This window comes from Streptomyces sp. enrichment culture (assembly GCF_964273255.1).
Taxonomy (GTDB): domain Bacteria; phylum Actinomycetota; class Actinomycetes; order Streptomycetales; family Streptomycetaceae; genus Streptomyces.
In genome coordinates this window covers 957,765-982,892 of record NZ_OZ186835.1, presented here as the reverse complement: position 1 = coordinate 982,892, position 25,128 = coordinate 957,765, and the positions used below count along the sequence as shown (strand labels likewise).

Here is a 25,128-nt window from a genome sequence, read left to right as displayed (position 1 = left end):
GTACCCGGGGCCCGCCCCGGCACCCATGACCCGGCCGCCCCCTGGGTAACCGGCGGACCGGAGGGTACGAGAGCACCCGGACCCGGAACCCCGCGGCACCGGGACACACCGGACCGGGCCGCCCGTACGGGCCCGCCGGGCGGCGCGGTCGCCGCACGGCAGGCACCCACGGCAGCACGTCCCGGACCACGGCGGACACCAGGCACTGCGCGGAGGCAGGCATGCGACGGACGGACCCGCAGGGACACGGCCCCGTCCGCTTCGGACCGCCCATCCCCGAGGACGGGCTGCCCGTCCTGCCCGAGCTGGCCGCCGTGATCGCCGCGGCCGCGGCCCGTGCGGAGGCGGAGCCCGTCGGCGGGGGAGCGGCACTCCTCGACGCCGCCTGCGGCCACGCGGACCGCCGTGGCCTGCCCGCCACCCCCGACCGGGTCGCGGTCGCCCCCGGCGCGCCCGCGCTGCTGGTGGCACTGACGGCCGCCGTCGGCGGGGACGTCCTCGTGCCGAAGCCCTGCGCCGCCTGGTGGGTCCCGTACGCCCACCTGCTGGGGCGTCCCGCCTACCACGTCCCGACACCGGCCGAGAGCGGTGGCGTCCCCGACCCGTACGCCCTGCTGGAGACGGTCCGCAGGGTGCGCGACGAGGGCGGGGACCCGCGGCTCCTCGTGCTGTCCGTCGCCGACGACCCCACGGCCACCGTCGCCCCGCCGGAACTGCTGCACGCCACCCTGGAGGCGGCCGTCGGCGAGGGGCTGCACCTGGTCAGCGACGAGACCTGGCGGGACACCCTGCACGCGCCGCAGGACACCGTGCTGCTCAGCCCCGCCGAGATGCTGTCGGACCGGGTCACCGTCGTCACCGACCTGGCCGGGCCGCTGCTCCCGCCGGGCTGGCCCGCGGCGGTGGCCCGGTTCCCCGCGGGCACGGAGGGTGCCGCGCTGCGCGCGCGGGTGCTGGACGTGCTCACCGCCCTCGACGCGTCCGTGGCCGCCCCCGTCGCCGTGGCCGCCGGCTACGCGCTGTCCGAACCGGAAGCGGTCACCGCGCGCGCCGCCGCCGCGACCCGGCTGCACGCCCGGGTGGCCGCCGCCGCCCACGCGGCGCTCGTCGGCGCGGGCGCCCTGGTCCTCCCTCCGCAGGCCGGCCGGCACCTCTACGCCGACCTGACCGCACTGGGGCCCGCGCTCGCCGCCCGCGGCGTCGGTGACGCCCAGGAACTGGAGGACCACCTCTCCGCCCGGCTCGGCATGCCCGCCCCGGGCGGACACCGTTTCGGGGACGACCTGGAGGCACCGCGGGTGCGCCTGTCCACGGCGCCGCTGCTGGGCGACACCCCCGGCCGGCGGGCGGAGTGCCTCGACGCGCCCGACCCGCTGGACCTGCCGCAGGTGCGGCGCGCGCTGCACCGCCTCACCTCCGTCCTCGACGACCTCCGTGACGACGCCCGGCGATGGGAGACCCCGCGATGACGCGACAGTCCGAGTCGACCACGAGCCGCACGCCGACCGGCCGGGCCCCGACCGGTCAGGCGCCCCCCGGCCGGGCGGGCACCACCCCGCCGCCCCCCGGCCGGACGGCCACGAGCCGCACGGGCGCGGACCGGGCGGAGGCGGACGGCAGGGAGACGGACAGCAGCGAGGCGGAGGGCACGGAGGCGGGCCCGGCGGGGACGGTCCCGGCGGGGTCCGGTGCGGTGGACGGCGCACGCGACGCGGCGGCACGGTCCGTGCGTGCGCCCTCCGCCCCGTACCCGCCGCCTGCCGAACCCCGCCCCCTCGCCGAGCGGCGGCTGTGGCCACGCGCCTTCCACGACCGGCTCACCGCGCCCCTGCCCGGCCTCAAGGCCTTCGCCCGCTTCGCCCGCGAGGGCGCCGTGCGCCCGGACCGGGACGGCCTCGCCGACATCCCCCGGCTGCCCTACGCACCGGGCCCGCTGCCCCGGGCCGACGCCCGCACCGTCGCCGTCACCTGGGCGGGACACGCCAGCTGGGTCGTGCGCATCGGCGGGCTCACCGTCCTCACCGACCCGGTCTGGTCCCGCCGGATCCTCGGCACCCCGGCACGCATCACCCCCGTCGGGGTCGCCTGGGAGGCCCTGCCCCGCGTCGACGCCGTGGTCATCAGCCACAACCACTACGACCACCTGGACGCCCCCACCCTGCGGCGCCTGCCGCGCGACACCCCGGTCTTCGTCCCGGCCGGCCTCGGCCGCTGGTTCCACCGCCGCCGCTTCACCCGCGTCACCGAACTGGACTGGTGGGAGGGCGCCGAACTGCGGCCCCGCGACGACGGCCCCCCGGGCGGCGGAGACACCCCGACGGCCGGGGACCCGGTCCGCTTCGACTTCGTCCCGGCGCACCACTGGTCCAAGCGGACCCTCACCGACACCTGCCGCTCCCTGTGGGGCGGCTGGGTGCTCACCGCCCCCGACGGGCAGCGCGTCTACTTCGCCGGGGACACCGGCTACGGCCACTGGTTCTCCCGCATCGGCCGCCGCTACCCGGGCATCGACCTGGCCCTGCTGCCGATCGGCGCCTACGAGCCCCGCTGGTGGCTGCGCGACGTCCACTGCGACCCGGAGGAGGCCGTGCGGGCCGCCCAGGACCTGGGCGCGCGCCGCATGGCGCCGATGCACTGGGGCACCTTCGTGCTGTCCGCCGAACCGGTCCTGGAACCCCTCACCCGGGTCAGGGCGGCCTGGGCCCGCGCCGGGCTGCCCCGTGCCGACCTGTGGGACCTGCCGGTGGGCGCCTCCCGCGTCCTCACCTGAACCCGCCGCCGCCCCGGAGGGCCCGCGCGGGCCGGCTCACCCGGCCGTGTTACCCCGCAGCCGGCGCCACAGCGCCGGCGTCGCGCTGATCAGCAGCGTCAGCACGACCGCCGCCAGCACGCCCTCCCACGGCTCGGCGAACAGCGACCCTCCGAGGACGCCGATCAGCTGGTACGTCACCGCCCAGGCCAGGCAGGCCGGGAGGTTGCCGCGGGCGAAGCGGCGCATCGGCCAGCGGGCCAGCAGGCACGCCAGCATCACCGGCAGCCTCCCGGCCGGCATCAGCCGCGACAGCACCAGGACGGCCACCCCGTGCTCGCCCAGCTTCGCCTGGGCCTGCTCCAGCCGGTCCTCCGGCGCCCGCGCCCGGATCGCCTCCAGCCAGCGCGAGCCGCCCCGCGACCTCATCCCGCGCCGGCCCAGCCAGTACAGGGCCATGTCGCCCAGGAACGCCGCCAGCGCCGCCGTCACGAACACCAGGGCCATCGAGAACGGCGCCGTCTGGTGGAAGGCGACCACGGCCGCCGAACTCACCAGCGCACCCGTCGGCACCACCGGCACCAGCGCGCCGATCAGCACCAGCAGGAACAGCGACGGATAGCCGATCGCCTGCTGGGTGGACTCCGGCGCCACGGCCGGGACGACGGCCAGGATCACCGGGTGTCCTCCAGCCGCACGCTCTCCCCGTGACCGAGCCGGTGCACCGCCACCCGCGGCGCCCGGGCCGCGGCCAGCCGTACGAACTCGTCGCCCGGCGCGTGGAACTCGTGCGGGCGCACCGCGTCCATTCCGATCGGCCAGTACGTGCCGTAGTGCACGGGGATCGCGGCGCCCGCCCCGAGCAGGGTCAGCGCCTCGGCGGCCCCTCCGGCGTCCAGGTGCCCCTCCCCGAGGTACGGCCCCCAGCCGCCGACCGGCAGCAGCGCCACGTCCACCGGCCCGACCTCCTCGGCCATCGTCTCGAACAGCCCGGTGTCCCCGGCGAAGTAGGTGCGCGCCTCGCCCTCCACGACGTACCCGAGCGCGGGGCACCGGCGCCGTCCCACCGGCAGCCGCCGTCCGTCGTGCCGCGCGGGCACGGCCCGCACCACGAGGTCGCCGACCCGCAGCACGTCCCCGGGGGCCACCTCCCGCACCCGCAGGTGCGTGAGCCGGCGCAGTCCCGGCACCGCACGGAGCGCGCCCCGGGGCACGAGCAGGAGCGTGTCCTCCTCCAGCAGCGCCAGCGACGGCACGTGCAGGTGGTCGGCGTGCAGATGGGACACCAGGGCCACGTCGGCCCGCCGGGCGCCGGGCGGCGGCAGCGCACCACGGCGGCGCCGCAGATGGGCCAGGCGGCGGGCGAACAGCGGGTCGGTCAGCACGCGTGTGTGCGAATCCTCGACCGTGCAAGTGGCGTGACCCCACCAGGTGACCTCCACCGGCACTTCCCCGCCTCCTTCGCGCGCGACTCCCCGAAGCGTACGTGCAGGAGTAGGGTCGGCGGCGAAGCCGGAGGTGAGGGGGTGGCATGGGACCGGTCCGGGTGACGGCGATCGCGAGTCTGACGCCGCTGGAGGAGCTGGACGACGACCCCTTCCTGGTGGACTCCCGCAGCCAGCACGCCATGTGCGCCCGCTGGGCCGCCGAGCGCGGTTACGTGGTCGCCCGGGAGATGCTCGTGCGCGGGCTGCGTCCCGACCACGGCGCGCTCTGGGAGGGCGTGCGGCCCGGCACCGACGTGTTCGTCGCCCCCAGCCACCGGGTGCTGGCCAGCGCCCTGTCCTCCGTCGAGGAGTTCACCGCCGAGTGCGCGCGGCGGGGCGTGCGCGTGGAGACCGTCGGCCGGCCCGAGCCCTCCTACGACGCGGCGATGAAGGCCCGCGTCCACCGGAGACTGTCCATGCCGACCGCCGGCTACGACGGCCGCTGACGCCACGGCCCCCGCCGCGCTCCTCCGGGACCCGTGCCCGCCCCTTCGTGCGCCTTGGCACCCCTACGCACCTCTTCGCGCCACTTCGCGCCACTTCGCGTCCCTCCCGGTCTCTCCCTGCCCCTTTCCTGCTGCTCTCCTGTCGCTTTCCTGTCCCTTCCTGTCCCTTCCTGCCCCTTCCTGGCCCTCCTCGCGCCTCCCTGCCCCTGTCCGACGGGGACATAACGGCCCTTCCGGCCGTTGTGGCAGGGTGGGTACCGGTTTCGAAGGCCGGTCGGCGACGACGGGCGGGGACGCGAGGTGTGGCGGGGCGTGGGCGGCGTGCGGTGGCGACGGGTCGCCAGTCAGATCGGGCGGAGCGTCGCCGTGTGGGCGGTCTCCACCCTCACCATGCTGCTCCTCGCCGGCCTGCTCCCGGACTTCCGGCTGCGCTCGGCCGACGGCGGCAGCGCCACCGACATCACGGTGACCGCCGCGCTCGGCGCCGGTGCCTTCGGTCTGCTCTCGGCGCTGGTGTGGCCCCTGCTGGTGCGGCTGCTGCTGCTCGTGCCGGCGCTCGTCCTCGGTCTGCTGGTGTTCTTCCTCAACGGCGGGCTGCTCTGGCTGGCCCTGTGGCTGAACCCGGTCGAGCGGGGCTCCGCGGCCCCGGAGACCGCGGTCGTGGTCGCCGCGGTGATGTCCGCCGTCGCCTCCGCGACCGGCGCCGCCCTCGCCGTGCGCGACGACGACGCCTACCGCCGCCGCCTCTACCGGCTCGCCGACCGCCGCCGCCGCTCCACCGCCCCGGCCCCCGCCATCCCCGGCACCGTGTTCCTGCAACTGGACGGCGTCGGCCACGACGTGCTGCTGGACGCCGTGCACCGGGGGCTGATGCCCACCGTCGCCCGCTGGCTCGGCGCATCCCCCGGCGCACCCCCGGGAGCGGCGGACGGGGCGGGCCCCGCCCCCGGCGCCCGCCCCACCCACCGGCTCACCCCGTGGCGGACCGACTGGTCCAGCCAGACCGGCGCCACCCAGCTCGCCGTCCTGCACGGCAGCAACCACGACGTCCCCGCGTTCCGCTGGTACGAGAAGGAACGCCGGGAGGTCATGGTCTGCAACCGGCCCACCAGCGCCGCCGAACTCGAGCGCCGCGCCGCCGCCCACGCCGGACACCCCGGCCTGCTCGCCGACGACGGAGCCAGCCGCGGCAACCTGTTCGGCGGCGGCGCCGACCAGCAGGCCCTGGTGCTGTCCGTCGCCACCCGCCGCCGCGCCTCCGGCAGGCGCTCCCGCGCGGGCTACTTCGCCTACTTCTCCGACCCGGCCAACGCGGTGCGCACCGCCCTGTCCTTCGTCGCCGAGGTCGGGCGGGAGATCGTCCAGTCCACCCGGGCCCGCTGGTCCGGGCAGCTGCCGCGCGTCTCCCGCGGCGGCCTCTACCCGTTCGTGCGGGCCTTCGCGACCGTCGTCCAGCGGGACGTGGTGGTCGCCGCGGTGACCGGGGACCTGCTCGCCGGGCGCACCTCCGTCTACGCCGACCTGGTGGCCTACGACGAGGTCGCCCACCACTCCGGCCCCGCCGGCCGGGACACCGACAAGGTGCTTCAGCGCCTGGACCGCGCCCTCGCCCTGATCGAGAACGTGGCGGAGCACGCCCCCCGCCCCTACCGCATCGTCGTCCTGTCCGACCACGGGCAGAGCCCCGGCGAGACCTTCCGCGCCCGCTACGGCCTCACCCTCGGCGACCTGGTGCGGGCGGGCTGCGGCCTGCCGGTGCCGCGCCGGGCCCGCCGCACCCACAGCGGGGCCGAGGCCCGCGCGGCCGTCCGTGCCGCGCTGCGCCGGCCCGTCGAGGAGGGCGTCGAGCAGTACCGGCCCACCCGGCGCGACGAGCCGATCGTGCTGGCGTCCGGCAACCTCGGCCTGGTGTCCTTCCCGGACGTGCCGCACCGGATGAGCAAGGAGGAGATCGACGCCCGCTACCCCGCCCTGCTGCCGACCCTCGCCAACCACCCCGGCATCGGCTTCCTCCTGGTGCGCAGCGAACGCCACGGGGGCGTGGTCCTCGGCCCGCAGGGCGCCGAGGTTCCCCTCGACCGGCTCGACGACGACCCGGGCCCGCTGGCCGCCTTCGGCCCCGGCGCCGCCGACGTCGTGCGCCGCACCCACTCCTTCCCGCACACCGCCGACATCATGGTCAACTCCTTCCACGCCCCCGCCACCGGCGAGGTCCTGGCCTTCGAGGAGCAGATCGGCTCGCACGGCGGCCTCGGCGGCGCCCAGTCCCGGCCCTTCCTGCTGTCACCGCTGACGCTGACCCCGCCGGTGCCCGAGGGCACCGAACTGCGCGGCGCGGAGGAGGTCCACCGGGTGCTGCGCCGCTGGCTGGCGGAGGCCGGCGGCACTGCGTCACCGGCGGCGCCGGACCGGGAGCGCGCGGCCTGAGCCGCAGCCTCCCGGCGCCGGACCGGCCCGGGCGAAGCCATCAGGGGGCCCGTCCTGCGGGTGAGTTGGGCCGTGATGTGATCGGATGGGGGAGGGCACCCGGTGACGGGCGCCCGGACAGAGCACCACCGGACACACGGCAGGACATTCCGAAAGGATGGCGTCATGGCAGCCACGCGCTCCGCACACACCGTTTGGGAAGGCAACCTCTTCCAGGGCAGCGGTGTCGTCAGCTTCGACTCCTCCGGCAGCATCGCCGACCAGCCCGTGACCTGGGCGTCGCGCGCCGAGGAGGCGAACGGCAGGACCAGCCCCGAGGAACTCATCGCGGCCGCGCACGCCAGCTGCTTCTCGATGGCCTTCTCCAACATCCTCGACAAGGCCGGCAACCCGCCCACCCGCCTGACGACCTCCGCCGACGTCACCTTCGTGCCCGGCGAGGGCATCACCGCCATCCACCTCACCGTGGAGGGCACCGTCCCGGGCCTGGACGAGGCGGCCTTCCAGGCCTCCGCCGAGGACGCCAAGGTGAACTGCCCGGTCAGCCAGGCCCTGAAGGGCACCGAGATCAGCCTCACGGCGAAGCTGGCCTGACCGGACCGCCGCCGCACCGCACGCAGGCCGCCCCCACCGGGGCGGCCTGCGGCACGTCCCCCTGCCGGGAGCCCACCACCGCCATGCCGCCACGTCCCGCCGTCTCCGCCCACCGCGGCGGCAGCGAACGGGCCGCCCCCGCCACCCGGGCCGCCTACGAGGACGCCCTGCGCTCGGGCGCCGAGTACGTCGAGATCGACGTCCGGCGCACCGCGGACGGCGTCTTCGTCGTCCACCACGACGCCCGCGCCGGCGGCACCGGGCCCCCGGTCGCCGCCCTGACCCGCGCCCGGCTCGACGCCCTCACCGGCCGGCCCGTGCCCGTCCTCGACGACGTCCTGGCCCTGGTCGCCGGGCGGCTCGTGGCGCACCTCGACCTCAAGGAGACCGGCCACGAGCGGGAGATCCTGGACCGGGCGGTCGCCCTGCTCGGCGCGGACGGCTGCGTCGCCACCACGCTGGAGGACCGGTCCGTCGCCGCCGTCACCGGCGCCTTCCCCCGGGTGCGCACCCTGCTCTCCCTCGGCCGGGACGGCCGGGAGGTGGGCCGGCGCCGCCTGATGGCGACCCGGCTGAGCGAACTGCTGCCCATGCGCCGGGTCCGTGCCTGCGGCGCCCACGGGGTTGCCGTGCACCAGCGCCTGGCTCGCGCCACGGTGCTGCGGGAGGCCGCCCGTCACGGCCTGTTCACCATGGTGTGGACGGTCAACGACGACGCGCCGATGCGTGCCTTCCTCTCCGATCCGCGCGTCGACGTCCTCGTCACCGACCGCCCCCGCAGGGCCGTGGCACTGCGCGACGCCGCCCCCGCGCGACACCCCTGAACCGGACGCCCCGGCGCCCCTGGACCGGACGCCCCATTGACAAGGCCCTCCTCAGGTTTTGGGCTGGAGGGGGAGGAACCCGGACGGCAGGCGCTCCGACGGAAGGAAACGGCGATGGGACGTGCGGTCGGGATCGATCTGGGGACCACGAACTCGGTGGTGGCCGTCCTGGAGGGCGGTGAGCCCACCGTCGTCGCCAACGCGGAGGGCGCGCGCACCACCCCGTCCGTCGTGGCGTTCGCCAAGAACGGCGAGGTACTGGTCGGTGAGGTCGCCAAGCGGCAGGCCGTCACCAACGTGGAGCGCACCGCCCGCTCGGTCAAGCGGCACATGGGGGACCCGCAGTGGCGGTTCCCGCAGGAGGGCTCGGTCGACGGGTCCCGCTACCGGGCCCAGGAGCTGTCCGCCCGGGTGCTGCAGAAGCTCAAGCGGGACGCCGAGTCCTACCTCGGCGAGGACGTCACCGACGCCGTGATCACCGTGCCGGCGTACTTCGACGACACGCAGCGGCAGGCCACCAAGGAGGCCGGGGAGGTCGCCGGGCTGAAGGTCCTCAGGATCATCAACGAGCCCACCGCGGCCGCCCTCGCCTACGGCCTCGACAAGGAGAACGAGACCGTCCTCGTCTTCGACCTCGGCGGCGGCACCTTCGACGTGTCGCTGCTGGAGATGGGCGACGGCGTCATCGAGGTCAAGGCCACCAACGGCGACACCTCGCTCGGCGGCGACGACTGGGACCAGCGCCTCGTCGAACACCTCGCCAAGCGGTTCAAGGGCCAGTACGGCATCGACCTCCTGCAGGACAAGATGGCCGTGCAGCGGCTGCGGGAGGCCGCCGAGAAGGCCAAGATCGAGCTGTCCTCGTCCACCGAGACGACCATCAACCTGCCCTACGTCACGGCCTCCGCCGAGGGCCCCCTGCACCTGGACGAGAAGCTCACCCGCGCCCAGTTCCAGGAACTCACCGAGGACCTGCTGGAACGCTGCAAGACCCCCTTCCACCAGGCCGTCAAGGACGCCGGCGTCAAGCTCGGCGCCATCGACCACGTCATCCTGGTCGGCGGATCCACCCGGATGCCCGCCGTCACCGACCTGGTCCGCGAGCTCACCGGCAAGGACCCGCACAAGGGCGTCAACCCCGACGAGGTGGTCGCGGTCGGCGCGGCCCTCCAGGCGGGCGTGCTGCGCGGCGACGTCAAGGACGTCCTGCTGCTCGACGTCACTCCGCTGTCCCTGGGCATCGAGACCAAGGGCGGCATCATGACCAAGCTGATCGAACGCAACACCACGATCCCCACCCGGCGTTCGGAGATCTTCACCACGGCCGCCGACAACCAGCCCTCGGTCGGCATCCAGGTCTACCAGGGCGAACGCGAGATCGCCGCCTACAACAAGAAGCTCGGCGTCTTCGACCTCACCGGCCTGCCGCCCGCCCCGCGCGGCGTCCCGCAGATCGAGGTGGCGTTCGACATCGACGCCAACGGGATCATGCACGTCTCCGCCAAGGACCTCGCCACCGGCCGCGAGCAGAAGATGACCGTCACCGGCGGCTCCGCCCTGCCCAAGGACGACATCGACCGCATGATGCGCGAGGCCGAACAGCACGCCGAGGAGGACCGGGCCCGCCGCGAGGCCGCCGAGACCCGCAACCAGGCCGAGCAACTCGTCTACCAGACCGAGCGGTTCCTGAACGAGAACACCGACCGGGTGCCCGCCGAGACCAGGACCGACGTGGAGAGCGCGGTCGCCGACCTCAAACGGCAGCTGGAGGAGAACGCCGACACCGCCGCCCTGCGCACCGGCGTGGAGAAGCTCGCCGCCGTCAGCCAGCGCATGGGGCAGGCGATGTACGCCGGCGCCGAGCAGACCGGCGGTCCGGCGGGCCCGGGCGCCGCGGAGGAGGGCGCGCCCGGTACCGGCGCGGACGACGGTCCGTCGTCCCGGGACGACGACGGGGTGGTGGACGCCGAGCTCGTCGACGACGACACCGACGACACCGGGGCCGCCGACGACCGCCGGGGCGGCGCCGCCTGACCCCTGGGCCGTCCCCGCCCGCGGGCGGGGACGGCCGGCCGCGCGGGTGTGCGGCGCACGGCTCAGTGGCGCCGGCGGGAACGTGACGCGGTGGCGGGCTCAGTGGCGCTTGCGCCACACCCGCAGCAGTTCCTGGGTGCGTTCCGTCGTCGCGGCCCGCGCCGTCATGTGGTCCAGCACCTCCAGGTGCACCGCGACCTCGGTCCGCGAGTCCAGGTACAGCGCGCCGGTGAGGTACTCGGTGAACACCATGTCAGGCAACTCCGGCTCCGCGAACCGGAACAGGGAGAACGGCGCGTACGTCCCCGGATGCGGCCCGCCGGCGAACTCCAGCACCTGGAGGGTGATCCGGTCGCGCTCGGACAGCTCCAGCAGCCGGTCCAGCTGCTCACGCATCACCCGGCCGTCGACGCTGACCGGCCGCCGCAGCACCGTCTCGTCCATGATCACCCACAGGTGGGGCGGATCCGGCCGGTCCAGCAGCCGCTGGCGCTCCAGGCGCAGCGAGACGTGCCGCTCCACCGTCTCCGGCCCCTCCGTGCCGATGGTTCCCGCCTCCAGCACGGCGCGTGCGTAGTCCTCCGTCTGGAGCAGTCCCGGTACGAAGTGCGGCTCGTAGGAGCGGATGACGCGGGCCGCGCCCTCCAGGCTCACGTACAGGCTGAACCAGTCCGGCAGCACGTCGTGGAACCGCTGCCACCAGCCGGGCCGGTTCGCCTCCTCCACCAGCTCGACGAAGGTGACCGCCTCCTGCTCGGACACCCCGTAGGCGTCCAGCAGGATCTGGACGTACGGCACCTTCAGTGCCACGTCCGCCGTCTCCATCCGCCGCACGGTCGCCGGTGCCACCCGCAGCACCCGGGCCGCCTCGTCGCGTCCCAGACCGGCCGCTTCCCGCAATTCCTGAAGCCGCCTGCCCAGTACCACCTGGCCCACGGTGGGGGCGGCTCGCCGCTCACTCACGCCACGCCTCTCCCACGTGCCCACGCATGCGGTCAGTCTGTCACGTCCGGGCCGCACTCTCACGGCACCGGCCGACGGACGGGCCCGGCCGGGTGACGCGACCCCGCCCCGCCCCGGCCCCTTACCCCGCGGGTAATCGACCGGGGCGCCGCCCGGGCGCCATCGTGGACGCACCGGGTCCCGGGCCGGCGCACTCCGGCCCGGGGCCCGGCCCACCGGACACCGCCACCCGACGGAGAGTGATGCCCCATGTCCGCACCCCCGCTCGCCGCGCTCGCCCGTACCTCCGTGCCGCAGTCCGTGCTGCGCCGCTTCCTGGCCCTGGACGCGGCCGTCACCGGCGTCAACGCCCTCGCCTACCTGGCGCTGTCCGGCCCGGTCGGCCGCCTGCTCGGTGTCGACGCCCGACTCCTGCTCGCGGTGGGCGCGTTCCTCGCCGGGTACGCGGCCGCGGTCGGCCTGCTCGCGAGCCGGAACCACCCGCCGGCCCTCGGGGTGCGCGCCGTCGTGGAGGCCAACCTCGCCTGGTCCGCGGTGAGTCCGGCCGCACTCTTCCTGTGGCTCACCCCCACCACCGCGGGCGCCGTCTGGACCGTCCTGCAGGCGCTGGTCGTCGCCGGGTTCGCGGTGCTCCAGCACCTGGCGCTGAAAAGCCGTCAGTCCGCCTGCGACTGAAGGTATTTCGCCGTCGCCGGGTCGGCCGGGAGCAGGGTCTCCACGGCCAGCTCGGCGACGGTCACGTCCATCGGCGTGTTGAAGGTGGAGATCGACGACACGAACGACAACGTCCGGCCCCGGTGCTCGATCCGCATCGGCAGCGCGAAGTACGCCACCGCCTCCTCCGGCTCCGCGCACTCCCCGCCGGTGTCCGGCACCGGGTACGCCGCCACCTCCTCGTACAGGGCCCGCAGCGGCGCGGAACGGCGCAGCGCGATCTGCCGCTCCATCTGCCCCAGCAAGTGGCCCCGCCACTGGCGCAGGTTGCGGATGCGGGGCGCCAGGCCCTCCGGGTGCAGAGCCAGCCGCATGGCGTTCAGCGGCGGCTCCAGCAGCGACCGGGGCACCCCCTCGATCAGCTCCATGACCCCGCTGTTGGCCGCCACGACGTCGTACAGGGCGTTCACCACCAGCGCCGGGTACGGTTCGAAGCCGGCGATCAGCCGCTCGATGCCCTCGCGGAGGGCGCCCAGCGCCGGGTCGTCCAGCGGGGTCTCCGGGAAGCGGGGCGCGTAACCGGCCGCCAGCAGCAGCGCGTTGCGCTCCCGCACGGGGACGTCCAGGTGCTCGGCCAGGCGCAGCACCATCTCCTCGCTGGGCCGGGCGCGACCGGTCTCGACGAAGCTGATGTGCCGGGCGGAGGAACCGGCCCGCAGGGCCAGGTCCAGCTGGCTGACCCGCCGCTGCTCCCGCCAGGCCCGCAGCAGGGGACCCACCCCCTCGCCCCGGGAAGGGGCGGGGGACGGAGAGGGGGAGGGGGAGACGGGGGAAGCGGGCGGGACGGTGGCCATCCGGTGACGTTAACCGACGGGCGCCCGCCCCGGGGAGCCGTACGCGTGCCCGCGGGTCCCCCGTCGCCCCCTGTGGCAGGCTGAGGACGAGCCCCCAGCGGGCGCGAGCGACGACCCGACCAGCGAAGGAGCACGCCATGCCCGTCGAACCGCTGTCGCCCGAGGAGATCGAGGACCGGCTCACCGAGCTGCCGGGCTGGACCCTCGACGGGGACCGCCTCACCCGCTCCTACCGGCTCGCCTCGCACGCCGCCGCCGCGGCGATGGTCGTCCACATCGCCCAGGTCCAGGACGAGCTCGACCACCACTCCGACCTCACCCTGGGCTACAACACCGTCGCCCTGTCCGTGCACACCCACAGCGCGGGCGGTGCCGTCACCGAGAAGGATCTCGAACTGGCCCGCCGAGTGCGGGACCTGGCGCCCGCCCACGGGGCACACTGAGGTGCGTGCTCGACTACGACGAGGAAGCCGGACGGTACGACGCCTCGCGCGGCGGTGAGCCCAGGGCCCGCGCCGCGGCCGAGGCCGTGCTCGCACTCCTCCCGGCCCGCCCCCGGGACCTGCTGGACGTGGCCTGCGGCACCGGCATCGTCACCCGGCGCTTCGCCGCCGCCCGTCCCGGGCTGCGCGTCACCGGTGTCGACCTCGCCCCCGCCATGACATGCCGGGCCGCCGCCCGCCTCCCCGGCGCCGTGGTGCGCGGCGACAGCCGCCGGCTGCCGGTGCGCGACGCCTCGGTCGACGCGGTGGTCAGCGTGTGGCTGCTGCACCTGCTGGCCGGTCCGGGCGAGGTGCGCCGGGTGATCGGTGAGTGCGCACGGGTGCTGCGCCCCGGCGGCATCTGGGTCACCACCGTGGGCAAGGCGGCCTCCCACAACGTCGGCAGTGACATCGACGCCGTCCTGGCCGCCCGGCCGCCCAGCCCGGTGCACGACGGTCCCGAGGACGTGACGGCGCACGCCGCGGGACTGGGGCTCCGGCCGGCCGGGCACGGCCGGTTCACCGGTCACGGCCAGGGCCGCAGCCCTCGCCGCACCATCGCCGACCTGCGCCGCGGCTGGTTCGTCACCCTGCCGCCCGGCGACCCGCGCACCGAGGGCTTCGCGGACCGGCTGGCGAGCCTGCCGGACCAGGACCGGCCCCGCCCCGACCCGGTGTTCCACCTGCGCGCCTTCCGCAAAGGGGGCTGAGGGGTCGCGGTACAGGAAGCAGCCCTGAGATGGATCGAGGCCCTGGGCCGTTGTTCCCGGTCCTGTCCTCCCGAGGCCGCCGCGAAGCGACAAGCAGCTCTCTGCGGCCGGAGTGCCGCCCGGTCAGAGGTGTCGGGGCGAGGATTCCGTTGGTGAGGCAACGGTCTCGGCCTCGCATGGACTCTCTTGAGCATCTACCAGGAGGGAGGTGCTCATGGGGGTTCGAAAGCAGGCGGGGGACGGAGAGTTCCACGATTTCGTCGTCGGCCGCTGGCCGCGCCTGATGCGCACGGCATTTCTGCTCACGGGTGAGCAGCACGCCGCGGAGGATCTGGTCCAGTCGACGCTGGAACAGGTCTATGTGGCCTGGCACAGAGTCGCCTCGGCCGACGCCCCTGAGGCGTATGTGCGACGCGTGATGATCAACACGCACGCCCGCAGATACCGAAGGAAGCTGCGGGAGTTCCTGTTGCCCAGGAGCGGGGACGCGGGCCTGACGCACGAGGTGGCCGACACCGGTGACCGGATCGCCCAGGCCGACGACCGTCACACGCTGCTGAAGGCGCTGGCCGAACTGCCGGCACGGCAGCGGGAGGCAGTGGTGCTGCGCTACTGGGAGGACCTGACCGAGACCCAGACGGCCGAGGCGATGGGCTGTTCGGTCGGCACGGTGAAGAGCAACGCGGCCAAGGGGATCGCGAAGCTGCGCGCGGCATTGGGACGGGTGGAGACAGTGACGCAGGGAGGACGAAAGTGAAGAGCGCGGACTGGGAGACGGATTCCGACATGACACAGCACGACATCGCCTTCCTGCTGGCCGACGCGACCGACGAGGTGAAGATCGGCACAGCCCCCGCCCAGGCGCTGATCCGTGGAGGCCGCCGCCGCAGGGCCCGTCGCTGGGCGGTCGTGGCGACCACCACCCTGGTCCTGGCCGGCTCCACAGGGGCGCTGGCACTGAACGGGCTGTCCGGTGACGGGGAACGGAAGGTGTCGTCGGCGAGCCGGCCGGTCGCCAGCGCGGAGGCGGTCGAGCCGCACATGCGGACGACCCTGGCGAGCGGCACCGACGCGGGAGTGCCGTGGAGGGTGTACATCGACGTGTGGGAGGCTCCGGCGGACACGGCGGAGGCCAAGGCCACCCTGGCGGCCATGGCGAAGTTCGGCGAGCACCCGCAGGACGTCTCCTCGCCCTCCGAACTGGTGGGCAAGGTCGCGCACTTCGTGCACCGGGTCACCGGCGAGGAGGCGAGGACCACTGAGATCGGGAACATGGTGGTGTCCGAGGGCGACGTCCTGACCGGCGGCGAGTACGGGACCGTGTCGCTCCCGCTGCTCCCGGGGGACGGCACGTCCACCCCGCGCCTGGTCTTCGCCCAGGTCGCCAAGACCGCCCAGGAGGTCACCTGCACGTGGAAGGACGGCACCTCCACCAAGGTCGGCCGTACGTCCGCGGACACCGGGGCGAACGCCGACGTTCCGGTCATCCACAGCCCCGAGCACTCCCCCTACGACTGGTTCGCCATCCTGGCGCCGGAGTCCACCGAGTTGAAGGGGATCAAGGTCACGAAGTAGATCAAGCGGGAGACCGACGCCGCGAGGGGCGCTGCGAAGTGGCCCTCCGCGGGAGCTGAGCGACGGTGGCGTCCCGGAGCAGGAACCGCTCCGCACCGGGGGAGGGCTTTGCGGAAGCGGCAACCCTGTTTGCCTCCTCCGGTGCGTCACCGCACCCTGGGGCTACCCGAGCGGAGAGGCTGACCCCATGGCGCACGATCACCACCCCGGCCACCACACCCCCGGCCCGCACGACCCGGATCGCCACGACGCGCCCGGTCACGGCGGGCACCACCACGGCCACGGCCACGACCACACCGACATCGACTGGGCCGAGCTGGCCCCGCTGCTCGAATCGCAGGCGGAACTGTTCACGCCGTTGTACGAGCGGGCGCTCGGCTGGCTGGCGAAGGAGGTCACCGAGCCCGGACTCGTCGTCGACGCCGGCAGCGGACCCGGCGTCATCTCCACCCTGTTCGCCGAGACCTTCCCGGGGGCCCGGGTCGTCGCCGTGGACGGCTCCGGCCCCCTGCTGGAACGGGCCCGGGAGCGCGCCGCCCGCCACGGGGCCGCCGACCGCTTCAGCACCCTCTGCGGCGACATCCCGGACGTGCTGGACGAGTTGGACTATCCGGCCGACCTGCTGTGGGCCAGCCGCAGTGTGCACCACCTGGGCGACCAGGCCGCCGCGCTGACCGCCCTCGCGGCCCGGCTCGCACCCGGCGGCACCCTCGCGGTGATGGAGGGCGGGCTGCCCGCGCGGTTCCTGCCCCGGGACATCGGCTTCGGGCGGCCCGGGCTCCAGGCCCGGATCGACGCGGTCGAGCAGGACTGGTTCACCCGGATGCGCGCCGACCTGCCGGGCGCGGTCGCCGCGACCGAGGACTGGCCCGCGCTGCTGGTGGCCGCCGGGCTCCGCCACACCCGTACCCGCACCTTCCTCCTGGACCTGCCCGCCCCCACCACCGACCGGGCCCGCGCGTACGTCGCCACCAGCCTCACCCGTACCCGCGAGACGCTCGCCGAGGACCTGGACGCCGAGGACCGTGCCACCCTCGACCGCCTCCTCGACCCCGACGACCCGGCGAGCGTCCACCACCGCCCGGACGTCTTCGTCCTCGCGGCCCACACGGTGCACACCGCCGTCCGGCCGGCGTGAGGGCACGGGGCCGCCGCCGCGCCGGCGGGTGAACGGGGCGGGCGTACGGGGCGCGCGGGCCGCGAGGGGCCGCAGGCGCACGCCGGAGCGTCCGGTGCCGCGCGGGCCCTCGGCCGTCGAGGCGCGGAGCCCCGCGTCCTCAGCCGTCGAAGCGGTGCCGCGCCGCCTCGATGTGGCCGAGGTGCTCGTGGGTCCAGCCGCAGATGGCGTCGACCGTGGTGCGCAGGGCCCGGCCCGCCCCGGTGAGGGTGTACTCGACCTTCGGCGGCACCGTGGGGTGCACCGTGCGCTCGGCCAGGCCGTTGCGCTCGAGCATGCGCAGGTTCTGGGTGAGCATCTTGTGGCTGATGCCCTCGACCTCGTTCCGCAGCTCGCTGAAGCGCAGGGTGCGGTCGCCGAGCGCCTCGATGATCAGGAGCGCCCACTTGTTGGCGACGTCGGAGAAGATCTCCCGCGCCAGGGAGTCCGCGCGCCTGAGGTCCGCGTCCGCCGGCAGGTCCTCGAGCAGTCGCTTGGTCACCATGAGGTTCCTCGGTTACTGAAAAGTGCGTTCTTCCAGGTCAGCCGTCACTCTCCTATGGTTTCCGAGTAACCGCAAGAGAGTGACCTGTCACCAGGAGAGGCGATCCCCATGGCCACCATCGATGTCTACAACCACGGCGTGCCGGCCGAGAGCGCATTCGGCTACTCGCAGGCGGTCAGGTCCGGCGACCTGATCCACGTGTCCGGCCAGCTCTCGCTCAGCGACTCGGGCGAGTTCGTCCACGCCGACGACTTCGCCGCCCAGCTCCGGCAGACCTACGTCAACCTGGACAAGGTGCTGGACCACTTCGGCGTCACCCGCAACCAGGTCGTCTCCCAGACGCTGTACGTGGTGGACCTGCAGCGGAACTCCGAGGCGATCATGAAGGGCAATCCGGCCTACTTCGGTGACCATCGTCCGGCCAGCACCGTCTTCGGGGTCACGGAACTGACCTTCCCCGGCCAGGCCGTCGAGATCGCCTTCGTGGTGGACATGAAGCTGCCCGCCTGAGCGGTGCCGCGGGGCGGGGGACGGCGGGCGGCCGGGCGCGGGCCGCCCCGCCGGTCCTTCCCGCCGGGACGGCCGCCCGTGCAGTCCTCCCGGGCCGGACGCGCGACGGCCTCCCCGCGGCCCGCGGAGTGCGGGAGCGGGGAGGCCGTCGCGGGCGGGCCGGGTGCGGTGGTGCTCAGGCGCCGTTCAGCCGGGCCGGGTCCGGGCCGAGGCGCCGGTCCTCGTTCAGCGCGCTGATCGCCGCCAGATCCTCGGCGTCCAGGGAGAAGTCGAACACGTCGAAGTTCTCCCGGATCCGGGACGGCGTCACCGACTTCGGGATGACGACGTTGCCCAGCTGGAGGTGCCAGCGCAGCACCACCTGTGCCGGGGTGCGCTCGTGCTTGCGCGCGATGGCCACGATCGCCGGGACCTCCAGCAGCCCCTTGCCCTGGCCCAGCGGCGACCACGCCTCCGTGGCGATGCCCCGCTCCGCGTGGTACTCGCGCGACGCGTGCTGCTGCAGGTGCGGGTGCAGCTCGATCTGGTTCACCGCCGGCACCACCGACGTCTCGGCCGTCAGCCGTTCCAGGTACTCCGGCAGGAAGTTGGACACGCCGATCGCCCGGACCCGGCCGTCCGCGTACAGCTTCTCGAACGCCTTGTACGTCTCCACGTACAGGTCGCGCTCCGGGGTCGGCCAGTGGATGAGGTACAGGTCCACGAAGTCCAGGCCCAGCTTCGACACGGACGCGTCGAAGGCGCGCAGCGTCGCGTCGTACCCCTGGTCGCTGTTCCACAGCTTGGTGGTGACGAACAGTTCCTCGCGGGGCACGCCCGACCGTGCGATCGCCCTGCCGGTGCCCTCCTCGTTGCCGTAGGCGGCCGCGGTGTCGATGCTGCGGTAGCCCGCCTCCAGAGCGGTCGCCACGGCCGTCTCGGCCTCGGCGTCCGGGACCTGCCAGACGCCGAAGCCCAGTTGGGGCATCTCCACGCCGTTGTTCAGGACGATCGGGGGGACCTTGCTCACGAGCTCTCGATCCTTCGGTTGTGGACGGTGAACAGCCCCATCCTCAACGATCACACCCCGCCGCGCATTCCCGACCGCACAATTCACGCGTGGTACAGCGCCTCGACCTCCTCGGTGTACGCCTTCTCGATGGCTCTGCGCTTCAGCTTCAACGACGGCGTGAGCAGTCCGTGCTCCTCGGTGAAGGGCTGCGCCAGGATGCGGAACGTGCGGATCGACTCGGCCTGCGACACCAGCGTGTTGGCCGCCACCACCGCCCTGCGCACCTCCGCCTCCAGCTCGGCGTCGTGCACCAACTCGGCGGCCGGCAGGGCGGGTTTGCCCCGCATCGCCAGCCAGTGCTCCACGGCCTCCGGATCCAGGGTGATCAGCGCCGCCACGTACGGCCGGTCGTTCCCGACGACGATGCACTGGTTGACCAGCGGATGGTCCCGCACCCGCTCCTCCAGCGGCCCCGGCGAGACGCTCTTGCCGCCGGAGGTCACCAGGATCTCCTTCTTGCGGCCGGTGATGGTGAGGTATCCGTCCTCGTCCAGGGTCCCCAGGTCACCGGTGGCCAGCCGGCCGTCGCGCAGTGCCTCGTGCGTGGCCTTCGGGTCGTTGAGGTAGCCCTGGAAGACGTTGTCGCCGCTCAGCCAGATCTCGCCGTCCTCGGCCAGGTGCACCGACACACCCGGCACCGGCCGGCCCACGGTGCCGAAGCGGGTGCGCTCGGGCGGGTTGGCGGTGGCCGCCGCCGTCGACTCGGTCAGGCCGTACCCCTCGTAGACGTGGATGCCCGCGCCCGCGAAGAACAGCCCGAGCCGGCGGTCCATCGCCGAGCCGCCCGACATGGCGTGCCGGATGCGCCCGCCCATCGCGGCCCGCATCTTCCCGTACACCAGCTTGTCGAACAGCTGGTGCTGCATCCGCAGGCCCGCGGACGGTCCCGGTCCGGTGCCCCACGCCTTCGCCTCCATGGCGTCCGCGTAGTTCACCGCCACCTCGACGGCCTTCTCGAACGCCCCCGAGCGGCCCTCCCGCTCGGCCTTGCGCCGCGCCGCGTTGAACACCTTCTCGAAGATGTACGGCACGGCCAGGAAGAACGTCGGCCGGAAGGCGGCCAGGTCGGGCATCAGCGCCGCCGCGTTCAGCTGCGGCTGGTGGCCGAACGTCACCCGCCCGCGGATGGCGGCCACCTGCACCATCCGTCCGAAGACGTGCGCGAGCGGCAGGAACAGCAGGGTCGCCGCCTCGTCGCCCTTGCGGGAGTGGAACACCGGCTCCCAGCGCTCGATGACGGTGTCCGCCTCGAACATGAAGTTGCCGTGCGTGAGCAGACAGCCCTTCGGGCGGCCCGTGGTGCCGGAGGTGTAGATGACGGTGGCCACCGTGTCGGGGGTGACCGCCCGGCGGTGCCGGTGCACGACGTCGTCGTCGAGGTGGGCGCCGGCGTCGTACAGCTCCTGCACCGCGCCGGCGTCGAGCTGCCACAGCCGCCGCATCCCGGGCAGCCGGTCGATGACGGTGGCGATGGTCATGGCGTGGTCCTCGTGCTCCACGACCGCCGCGCTGACCTCCGCGTCGTGCAGCATCCACAGGACCTGTTCCGCCGACGACGTCGGGTAGACCGGTACGACCTGCGCGCCGACCGTCCACAGCGCGAAGTCGAACAGCGTCCACTCGTAGCGGGTGCGGGACATGATCGCGACGCGGTCGCCGAACCGGACGCCCTGCGCGAGCAGGCCCTTGGCGAGGGCGAGCACCTCGTCGTGGAACCCGGCGCTGGTCACATCCCGCCAGGCGCCGTCGGCGTCCTTGCGGCCGAGCGCGACGCGCGACGGGTCCTCCTTCGCGTACCGGAACACGACGTCCGCCAGACCGCCCACCGGAGGGGGCAACGCCAGCGCAGGACTGGTGAACTCGCGCACGGCCGCTCCCGTTCTCCGCTCCCCGGTGACTCGCACGATTCGGACACTGGACCGCGCCGACGGGTGACGCCCGGCGCGGCGCGCTGAAAGGTACCCCACCCTCCCGGGACGGCGGGAGGGCTGGGAAACCTGAACGTCACTCGCGTTCGCGCAGGTCAGCGTCGCGGAATGCCCCCAACACGGGAAGGGCCGGACAGATTCCTGACTTTTGAGTAAGGATTGGGGAGGAAATCTCCACCGAATCTGTACGCCGGGGTTACCGGCGCTTGACGGTCGGACGCGGGAGGGCGGCGGGTCCCCGCGGCCGTGCCCCCGGACTCCACCCGCCCCTCCGGGCCCCAGCCCCGGCCCTCACCCGCCCCGGTGCAGCCGGTCCCCGCCCGCCAGGATGGCCCCCGCCAGCGCCTGCGCCGCGTCCCGGGCGGACGTCCGGCGGTCGCCGCGCGCGGCCGTGCTGCCGCTGATGCTGTTCCACCGGATGCAGCTGATGGTCTGCGCGGTGATCGCCGGGCGCCGCTCGCACGACCCGGAGCCCGGCGCGGCCCGCTCGGACGGCCCCGCGTCCGGCGAGGGCGTCACCCCACCGGGCCGAGCCGCACCGTCAGGAACCGGGGCCGGTACAGGGCCACGTTCCGGCTGAGCATCACGGCCGCGCCGGCCGTCTCCATCCAGTTGACGTCGTAGCTGAGCACCAGCTGCCCGTCGCCGCTCAGTTCGGGGTGCGTCTGGGGGTTGTAGGCGGCGGTGCCCTCCTGCGGCAGCCCGGGGCTGAACTCTTTCACCGGCCCGTGCCAGGGCCCGGCCGGCGAGCACGCCCAGTACGACGCCACCGTGGTGAGCCCCTTCGCGCCCGCCGCCATCGTGAACAGCACGTAGGTACCGCCGTCGCGGACCACCGAGAAGGCGCTGCCCACCCCGGCGCTCCGCCCGTCGCCGAGGACCGGGCGCGGGTCCGCCCGGGTCTGCCAGTCCGTGCCGTTCCAGAACTCCCAGGCCGCCGGATCCGCCAGGCCGCCCTCCGGGATCCGGGCCACGTACGCCCGCGAGACCGGCCGGGACACCGCCCGGCCGTCGTCCCCGCCGAAGACGTACGTCCAGCCGTCCACCTCGGTCAGGGTGGTACCGAACAGCACCCGGCGGGACGGGTCGGCCACCTGCTGCTGGTCGTGGACCGTGGTGACGGACTCCAGGCGCAGCCCGGGCAGCGAGAGCGTCGCCACCTCGGTGGCGGTGGGCACCCCGTAGATCCACGGGGACGGCCCCGTCCGGCGCACCCACAGCAGCACCCGCACGACCTTCTCGGCGGAGCCGGGGGAGCGGGGTTCCACCCGGGCGGCGACCGGCCAGCGCCAGTGGTCGGGTGCCGGGTCCGCGAACAGCGGGGCGGGCAGGGTCCGTTCCAGACGGCCGTCGCGCATCACCACGGCCGAGTTGCGGACCATCGGCGCGGTGGGCTCCCGCCAGGTGTACGACTCGCCGACCGGGTTCGGCGGGCCGTTCACCCGGCCCAGGAAGGTGTCGGAGAACAGCCACAGCAGCCGGCCGTCCGGCAGCCGCACCGAGTGCGTGCCGTCACCGCCCGTCCAGTCGTCGGTGCGGGTGGCGTCGTCGCCGTAGCGGGCGAACTCCGAGGTGAGGGAGTCGTCGGCCGACCAGGAGGCGACCGTGCGCGGTGCGCAGGCCTCGCTCCCGGGCCGGCCGTCGTCGTCGTGAGGGCCGGAGAGCAGCACGGCACCGAGCACCAGGGCCAGCAGCACCACGCCGATCCCGGTCCCCGTCCGCCGCCGTGCTCGTGCTGTGTCGTCGGGCACGCTCCGCGACGTTAGTGGCCGAAGCGGCCCGGGTCCATGGCGCCCCCGCGGATCCGCCGCCCCGGGAAGGCGGGGAGTCGTCAGGCACGGGCGGCGGTCTCCCGCAGCACGATCCGTTCCTCGCCCGCGTACACGTTCATGGAACCGCCCCGCAGGAAGCCCACCAGCGTCAGTCCCGTCTCCGCGGCCAGGTCCACCGCGAGGGACGACGGCGCGGACACCGCCGCCAGCATCGGAATGCCCGCCATCACCGCCTTCTGCGCCAGCTCGAAGGAGGCCCGTCCGGACACCAGCAGCACCGCCCGGGACAGGGGCAGACCGCCCTGCTGGAGGGCACGGCCGATCACCTTGTCGACCGCGTTGTGCCGGCCGACGTCCTCCCGCACGTCCAGCAGTTCACCGCTCTCGTCGAACAGGGCCGCCGCGTGCAGGCCGCCCGTCCGGTCGAAGACGCGCTGGGCGGCGCGCAGCCGCTCGGGCAGTTCCGCCAGGAGTTCCGGAGTCATCCGCAGCGGGGGAGTGTCGGCGACGGGCCAGCGGGTCGTGGTGCGCACGGCGTCCAGGCTCGCCTTGCCGCACAGCCCGCAGGAGGAGGTGGTGTACACGTTGCGTTCGAGGGTGATGTCCGGGACCGGGAGACCGGGGGCGGTCTGCACGTCCACCACGTTGTAGGTGTTGACGCCGTCCTCGGTGGCGCCCGCGCAGTAGACGATGGTGCGCAGGTCGGAGGCCGCGGCGAGGACGCCCTCGCTCACCAGGAAGCCGGCCGCGAGCGCGAAGTCGTCGCCGGGGGTGCGCATGGTGATCGCCAGCGGCCGCCCGTTCAGCCGGATCTCCAGGGGCTCCTCGGCGACGAGCGTGTCCGGCCGGCTGGACACCGCCCCGTCCCTGATGCGGAGCACCTTGCGTCGTTCCGTGACTCGTCCCATGTCCCCAGTCCCGATCGGTCCCCGTCCCGTCGTGGGTGCCGGGGCCGCGGCGTCCTTCGACGCCGGGTCCGCGCACCACGGCGGGCGGGAGAACTGCCGAGGTCACCCGGCCGCCGTGCGGCGGACGACCTCCGGACGTCCATTGTCCCGCACGCGCCGGGGGGACGGCCGGGCGGTCGGCGGGCGGACGGTGTGGCGGGCCGACGGCCGGGCGGAGGGGCCGGCGGCGGGCGCGGCGGAGGGGCACGGTGGGAGGGGCGCCCCCGGGCGCGGGTCCCGGATGCGGGCCGCCGGATGCGGCCGCGGTGTCCGGCGGCCGGGGTGTTCGGCGCCCGGGGCGCTCCGGGGCGGGTGGCCCGGTTCCGGCCGCCCGGGACGCGTCCCGCCGTGGCTGCCGCCGCACGGACGGTCGCCGCCCGTCACCCCGCGCCCGGCCGGGGCGGAAGCCGACAACACCGGGGCCCGATTCCTGTCGCTTCACCTGCACTCGTACCCGTGAGTCACTGATCAGACTGAGGGATCCCGCTTCCGAACGACGAGGGGACCCCGCCCATGATCGGCTCGCGCATCGCCGCCGTCGGCCACTACCAGCCCGCCCGGGTGCTCACCAACGAGGACCTGGCGGGCAGGGTGGACACCAGCGACGAGTGGATCACGAGCCGCGTGGGCATCCGCACCCGCCACATCGCCGGACCCGACGAACCCGTGGACGCACTGGCCGCCCAGGCCGCCGGCAAGGCCCTCGCGGCGGCCGGCCGGACCGCCGCCGACATCGACATGGTGCTGGTGGCCACGTCCACCGCCATCGACCGCTCGCCCAACATGGCCGCCCGGGTCGCCGCCCGGCTCGGCATCCCCGGCCCCGCCGCCCTGGACCTCAACGTCGTGTGCGCCGGCTTCACCCACGCGCTGGCCACCGCCGACCACGCCGTGCGGGCCGGTGCGGCGACCCGGGCCCTGGTGATCGGGGCGGACAAGATGTCCGAGGTGGCGGACTGGACCGACCGCTCCACCTGCGTGCTCGTCGGCGACGGGGCGGGGGCGGCCGTCGTGGAGGCGGCGGACGAACCCGGCATCGGGCCCGTGCTGTGGGGGTCCGTCCCCGAGATGGGGCACGCGGTGCGCATCGAGGGCACCCCGCCGCGCTTCGCCCAGGAGGGGCAGAGCGTCTACCGCTGGGCGGCCACCCAACTGCCCGTCGTCGCCCGCCAGGCGTGCGAGAAGGCCGGACTGGCCCCCGAGGAGCTGGCCGGGGTGGTGCTGCACCAGGCCAACCTGCGGATCATCGAGCCGCTCGCCGCCCGCCTCGGCGCGGTCGACGCCGTCGTCGCCCGGGACGTCACCGAGTCCGGCAACACCTCCGCCGCCAGCATCCCGCTCGCCCTGTCCAAGCTGGTGGAACGGGGAGAGGTGAGCACCGGCGACCCCGTCCTGCTGTTCGGCTTCGGCGGCAACCTGTCCTACGCGGGCCAGGTCGTCCGCTGCCCCTGAGGACCCGG

24 protein-coding genes and 1 pseudogene are annotated in these 25,128 nt (G+C 74.5%); 16 read left to right on the top strand and 9 right to left on the bottom strand.

The window, feature by feature from the left end:
• Positions 1–221: 221 nt before the first annotated feature.
• Together ACSU53_RS04265 and ACSU53_RS04260 are read left to right on the top strand one after the other, a co-directional pair.
• The gene (locus ACSU53_RS04265; RefSeq protein ID WP_437024823.1) at positions 222–1,469 is read left to right on the top strand and encodes an aminotransferase class I/II-fold pyridoxal phosphate-dependent enzyme; all 1,248 of its coding nucleotides are present in this window, start codon (positions 222–224) and stop codon (positions 1,467–1,469) included.
• Positions 1,466–2,770, top strand: a complete 1,305-nt coding sequence (locus ACSU53_RS04260; RefSeq protein WP_437024822.1) for an MBL fold metallo-hydrolase — start codon at positions 1,466–1,468, stop codon at positions 2,768–2,770. The genes ACSU53_RS04265 and ACSU53_RS04260 overlap by 4 nt, the downstream gene beginning before the upstream one ends.
• A gap of 36 nt (positions 2,771–2,806) precedes the next feature.
• On the opposite strand, the gene ACSU53_RS04255 is transcribed toward ACSU53_RS04260, so the two are convergent.
• Positions 2,807–3,424: a DedA family protein gene (locus ACSU53_RS04255; RefSeq protein WP_437033022.1), complete on the bottom strand. Its 618-nt coding sequence runs from the start codon at positions 3,422–3,424 to the stop codon at positions 2,807–2,809.
• The gene (locus tag ACSU53_RS04250; RefSeq protein WP_437024821.1) at positions 3,424–4,197 is read right to left on the bottom strand and encodes an MBL fold metallo-hydrolase; all 774 of its coding nucleotides are present in this window, start codon (positions 4,195–4,197) and stop codon (positions 3,424–3,426) included. Before ACSU53_RS04250 ends, ACSU53_RS04255 begins: the two co-directional genes overlap by 1 nt.
• A gap of 83 nt (positions 4,198–4,280) precedes the next feature.
• Here ACSU53_RS04250 and ACSU53_RS04245 point away from each other — a divergent pair, with 83 nt between their 5' ends.
• The 5 genes from ACSU53_RS04245 (at position 4,281) to dnaK (ending at position 10,561) form a co-directional block, all read left to right on the top strand.
• Entirely contained in the window at positions 4,281–4,682 is a 402-nt protein-coding gene (locus ACSU53_RS04245) for a hypothetical protein (RefSeq protein ID WP_437024820.1), read from the top strand.
• Between the two features lie 312 nt (positions 4,683–4,994).
• Positions 4,995–7,109: a phage holin family protein gene (locus ACSU53_RS04240; protein ID WP_437024819.1), complete on the top strand. Its 2,115-nt coding sequence runs from the start codon at positions 4,995–4,997 to the stop codon at positions 7,107–7,109.
• A 165-nt stretch (positions 7,110–7,274) separates the two neighbouring features.
• Positions 7,275–7,703, top strand: coding sequence for an OsmC family protein (locus ACSU53_RS04235; protein ID WP_437024818.1), 429 nt, complete (start codon positions 7,275–7,277; stop codon positions 7,701–7,703).
• Between the two features lie 83 nt (positions 7,704–7,786).
• Entirely contained in the window at positions 7,787–8,527 is a 741-nt protein-coding gene (locus ACSU53_RS04230; protein ID WP_437024817.1) for a glycerophosphodiester phosphodiesterase family protein, read from the top strand.
• A 114-nt stretch (positions 8,528–8,641) separates the two neighbouring features.
• Complete coding sequence (dnaK, locus tag ACSU53_RS04225; RefSeq protein ID WP_437024816.1) at positions 8,642–10,561, top strand: molecular chaperone DnaK; 1,920 nt, start codon at positions 8,642–8,644, stop codon at positions 10,559–10,561.
• Between the two features lie 99 nt (positions 10,562–10,660).
• On the opposite strand, the gene ACSU53_RS04220 is transcribed toward dnaK, so the two are convergent.
• Positions 10,661–11,524: a helix-turn-helix domain-containing protein gene (locus ACSU53_RS04220; RefSeq protein ID WP_437024815.1), complete on the bottom strand. Its 864-nt coding sequence runs from the start codon at positions 11,522–11,524 to the stop codon at positions 10,661–10,663.
• A 249-nt stretch (positions 11,525–11,773) separates the two neighbouring features.
• Between ACSU53_RS04220 and ACSU53_RS04215 the strand changes: the two genes are divergently transcribed.
• Positions 11,774–12,199 carry a hypothetical protein gene (locus ACSU53_RS04215; RefSeq protein WP_437024814.1) on the top strand — a complete coding sequence of 142 codons (426 nt, stop codon included), beginning with the start codon at positions 11,774–11,776 and terminating at the stop codon, positions 12,197–12,199.
• On the opposite strand, the gene ACSU53_RS04210 is transcribed toward ACSU53_RS04215, so the two are convergent.
• Positions 12,181–13,032, bottom strand: coding sequence for a helix-turn-helix domain-containing protein (locus ACSU53_RS04210; protein WP_437024813.1), 852 nt, complete (start codon positions 13,030–13,032; stop codon positions 12,181–12,183). The genes ACSU53_RS04215 and ACSU53_RS04210 overlap by 19 nt on opposite strands.
• A 137-nt stretch (positions 13,033–13,169) precedes the next feature.
• Here ACSU53_RS04210 and ACSU53_RS04205 point away from each other — a divergent pair, with 137 nt between their 5' ends.
• The 5 genes from ACSU53_RS04205 to ACSU53_RS04185 all read left to right on the top strand — a co-directional run bounded on the left by ACSU53_RS04205 (position 13,170) and on the right by ACSU53_RS04185 (position 16,937).
• The gene (locus tag ACSU53_RS04205) at positions 13,170–13,475 is read left to right on the top strand and encodes a 4a-hydroxytetrahydrobiopterin dehydratase (protein WP_437024812.1); all 306 of its coding nucleotides are present in this window, start codon (positions 13,170–13,172) and stop codon (positions 13,473–13,475) included.
• Between the two features lie 5 nt (positions 13,476–13,480).
• The gene (locus tag ACSU53_RS04200) at positions 13,481–14,224 is read left to right on the top strand and encodes a class I SAM-dependent methyltransferase (protein WP_437024811.1); all 744 of its coding nucleotides are present in this window, start codon (positions 13,481–13,483) and stop codon (positions 14,222–14,224) included.
• Positions 14,225–14,438: 214 nt separating this feature from the next.
• A complete protein-coding gene (locus tag ACSU53_RS04195) occupies positions 14,439–14,981 on the top strand; it encodes a SigE family RNA polymerase sigma factor (protein ID WP_437024810.1) in 543 nt (180 codons plus the stop codon).
• Between the two features lie 29 nt (positions 14,982–15,010).
• Positions 15,011–15,799: a hypothetical protein gene (locus tag ACSU53_RS04190; RefSeq protein ID WP_437024809.1), complete on the top strand. Its 789-nt coding sequence runs from the start codon at positions 15,011–15,013 to the stop codon at positions 15,797–15,799.
• 187 nt (positions 15,800–15,986) lie between these two features.
• Positions 15,987–16,937, top strand: a complete 951-nt coding sequence (locus tag ACSU53_RS04185) for a class I SAM-dependent methyltransferase (protein ID WP_437024808.1) — start codon at positions 15,987–15,989, stop codon at positions 16,935–16,937.
• A 139-nt stretch (positions 16,938–17,076) separates the two neighbouring features.
• Here the strand turns inward: ACSU53_RS04185 and ACSU53_RS04180 are convergent, their stop codons facing one another.
• Positions 17,077–17,460: a winged helix-turn-helix transcriptional regulator gene (locus ACSU53_RS04180; protein WP_437024807.1), complete on the bottom strand. Its 384-nt coding sequence runs from the start codon at positions 17,458–17,460 to the stop codon at positions 17,077–17,079.
• A gap of 108 nt (positions 17,461–17,568) precedes the next feature.
• Here ACSU53_RS04180 and ACSU53_RS04175 point away from each other — a divergent pair, with 108 nt between their 5' ends.
• Complete coding sequence (locus tag ACSU53_RS04175) at positions 17,569–17,970, top strand: RidA family protein (protein WP_437024806.1); 402 nt, start codon at positions 17,569–17,571, stop codon at positions 17,968–17,970.
• A 175-nt stretch (positions 17,971–18,145) separates the two neighbouring features.
• Here the strand turns inward: ACSU53_RS04175 and ACSU53_RS04170 are convergent, their stop codons facing one another.
• Together ACSU53_RS04170 and ACSU53_RS04165 are read right to left on the bottom strand one after the other, a co-directional pair.
• Positions 18,146–18,937 carry an aldo/keto reductase gene (locus ACSU53_RS04170; RefSeq protein ID WP_437033020.1) on the bottom strand — a complete coding sequence of 264 codons (792 nt, stop codon included), beginning with the start codon at positions 18,935–18,937 and terminating at the stop codon, positions 18,146–18,148.
• A gap of 125 nt (positions 18,938–19,062) precedes the next feature.
• Positions 19,063–20,889 (bottom strand): AMP-dependent synthetase/ligase, encoded by a 1,827-nt coding sequence (locus ACSU53_RS04165; protein WP_437024805.1) that lies wholly within the window; start codon positions 20,887–20,889, stop codon positions 19,063–19,065.
• 448 nt (positions 20,890–21,337) lie between these two features.
• Between ACSU53_RS04165 and ACSU53_RS04160 the strand changes: the two are divergent.
• A pseudogene (locus ACSU53_RS04160) lies at positions 21,338–21,529 on the top strand (bile acid:sodium symporter); the annotation flags it as partial.
• Here the strand turns inward: ACSU53_RS04160 and ACSU53_RS04155 are convergent.
• Entirely contained in the window at positions 21,465–22,700 is a 1,236-nt protein-coding gene (locus ACSU53_RS04155) for a DUF4185 domain-containing protein (RefSeq protein ID WP_437024804.1), read from the bottom strand. The pseudogene ACSU53_RS04160 and the gene ACSU53_RS04155 sit on opposite strands and share 65 nt — an antisense overlap.
• A gap of 80 nt (positions 22,701–22,780) precedes the next feature.
• Entirely contained in the window at positions 22,781–23,629 is an 849-nt protein-coding gene (fdhD, locus tag ACSU53_RS04150; protein ID WP_437024803.1) for a formate dehydrogenase accessory sulfurtransferase FdhD, read from the bottom strand.
• A 552-nt stretch (positions 23,630–24,181) separates the two neighbouring features.
• Here fdhD and ACSU53_RS04145 point away from each other — a divergent pair.
• A complete protein-coding gene (locus tag ACSU53_RS04145; RefSeq protein WP_437024802.1) occupies positions 24,182–25,120 on the top strand; it encodes a beta-ketoacyl-ACP synthase III in 939 nt (312 codons plus the stop codon).
• Positions 25,121–25,128 lie beyond the last annotated feature (8 nt).

What these genes read in the sequence shown, in the direction of transcription:
- ACSU53_RS04190 (WP_437024809.1), top strand. Translation starts at nt 15,011, where the DNA reads ATGACACAGCACGACATCGCCTTCCTGCTGGCCGACGCGACCGACGAG.
- ACSU53_RS04245 (WP_437024820.1), top strand. Translation starts at nt 4,281, where the DNA reads ATGGGACCGGTCCGGGTGACGGCGATCGCGAGTCTGACGCCGCTGGAG.
- ACSU53_RS04260 (WP_437024822.1), top strand. Translation starts at nt 1,466, where the DNA reads ATGACGCGACAGTCCGAGTCGACCACGAGCCGCACGCCGACCGGCCGG.
- dnaK (WP_437024816.1), top strand. Translation starts at nt 8,642, where the DNA reads ATGGGACGTGCGGTCGGGATCGATCTGGGGACCACGAACTCGGTGGTG.
- ACSU53_RS04265 (WP_437024823.1), top strand. Translation starts at nt 222, where the DNA reads ATGCGACGGACGGACCCGCAGGGACACGGCCCCGTCCGCTTCGGACCG.
- ACSU53_RS04170 (WP_437033020.1), bottom strand. Translation starts at nt 18,937, where the DNA reads ATGCCCCAACTGGGCTTCGGCGTCTGGCAGGTCCCGGACGCCGAGGCC.
- ACSU53_RS04210 (WP_437024813.1), bottom strand. Translation starts at nt 13,032, where the DNA reads ATGGCCACCGTCCCGCCCGCTTCCCCCGTCTCCCCCTCCCCCTCTCCG.
- ACSU53_RS04185 (WP_437024808.1), top strand. Translation starts at nt 15,987, where the DNA reads ATGGCGCACGATCACCACCCCGGCCACCACACCCCCGGCCCGCACGAC.
- ACSU53_RS04195 (WP_437024810.1), top strand. Translation starts at nt 14,439, where the DNA reads ATGGGGGTTCGAAAGCAGGCGGGGGACGGAGAGTTCCACGATTTCGTC.
- ACSU53_RS04145 (WP_437024802.1), top strand. Translation starts at nt 24,182, where the DNA reads ATGATCGGCTCGCGCATCGCCGCCGTCGGCCACTACCAGCCCGCCCGG.
- ACSU53_RS04175 (WP_437024806.1), top strand. Translation starts at nt 17,569, where the DNA reads ATGGCCACCATCGATGTCTACAACCACGGCGTGCCGGCCGAGAGCGCA.
- ACSU53_RS04230 (WP_437024817.1), top strand. Translation starts at nt 7,787, where the DNA reads ATGCCGCCACGTCCCGCCGTCTCCGCCCACCGCGGCGGCAGCGAACGG.
- fdhD (WP_437024803.1), bottom strand. Translation starts at nt 23,629, where the DNA reads ATGGGACGAGTCACGGAACGACGCAAGGTGCTCCGCATCAGGGACGGG.
- ACSU53_RS04215 (WP_437024814.1), top strand. Translation starts at nt 11,774, where the DNA reads ATGTCCGCACCCCCGCTCGCCGCGCTCGCCCGTACCTCCGTGCCGCAG.
- ACSU53_RS04205 (WP_437024812.1), top strand. Translation starts at nt 13,170, where the DNA reads ATGCCCGTCGAACCGCTGTCGCCCGAGGAGATCGAGGACCGGCTCACC.
- ACSU53_RS04180 (WP_437024807.1), bottom strand. Translation starts at nt 17,460, where the DNA reads ATGGTGACCAAGCGACTGCTCGAGGACCTGCCGGCGGACGCGGACCTC.
- ACSU53_RS04235 (WP_437024818.1), top strand. Translation starts at nt 7,275, where the DNA reads ATGGCAGCCACGCGCTCCGCACACACCGTTTGGGAAGGCAACCTCTTC.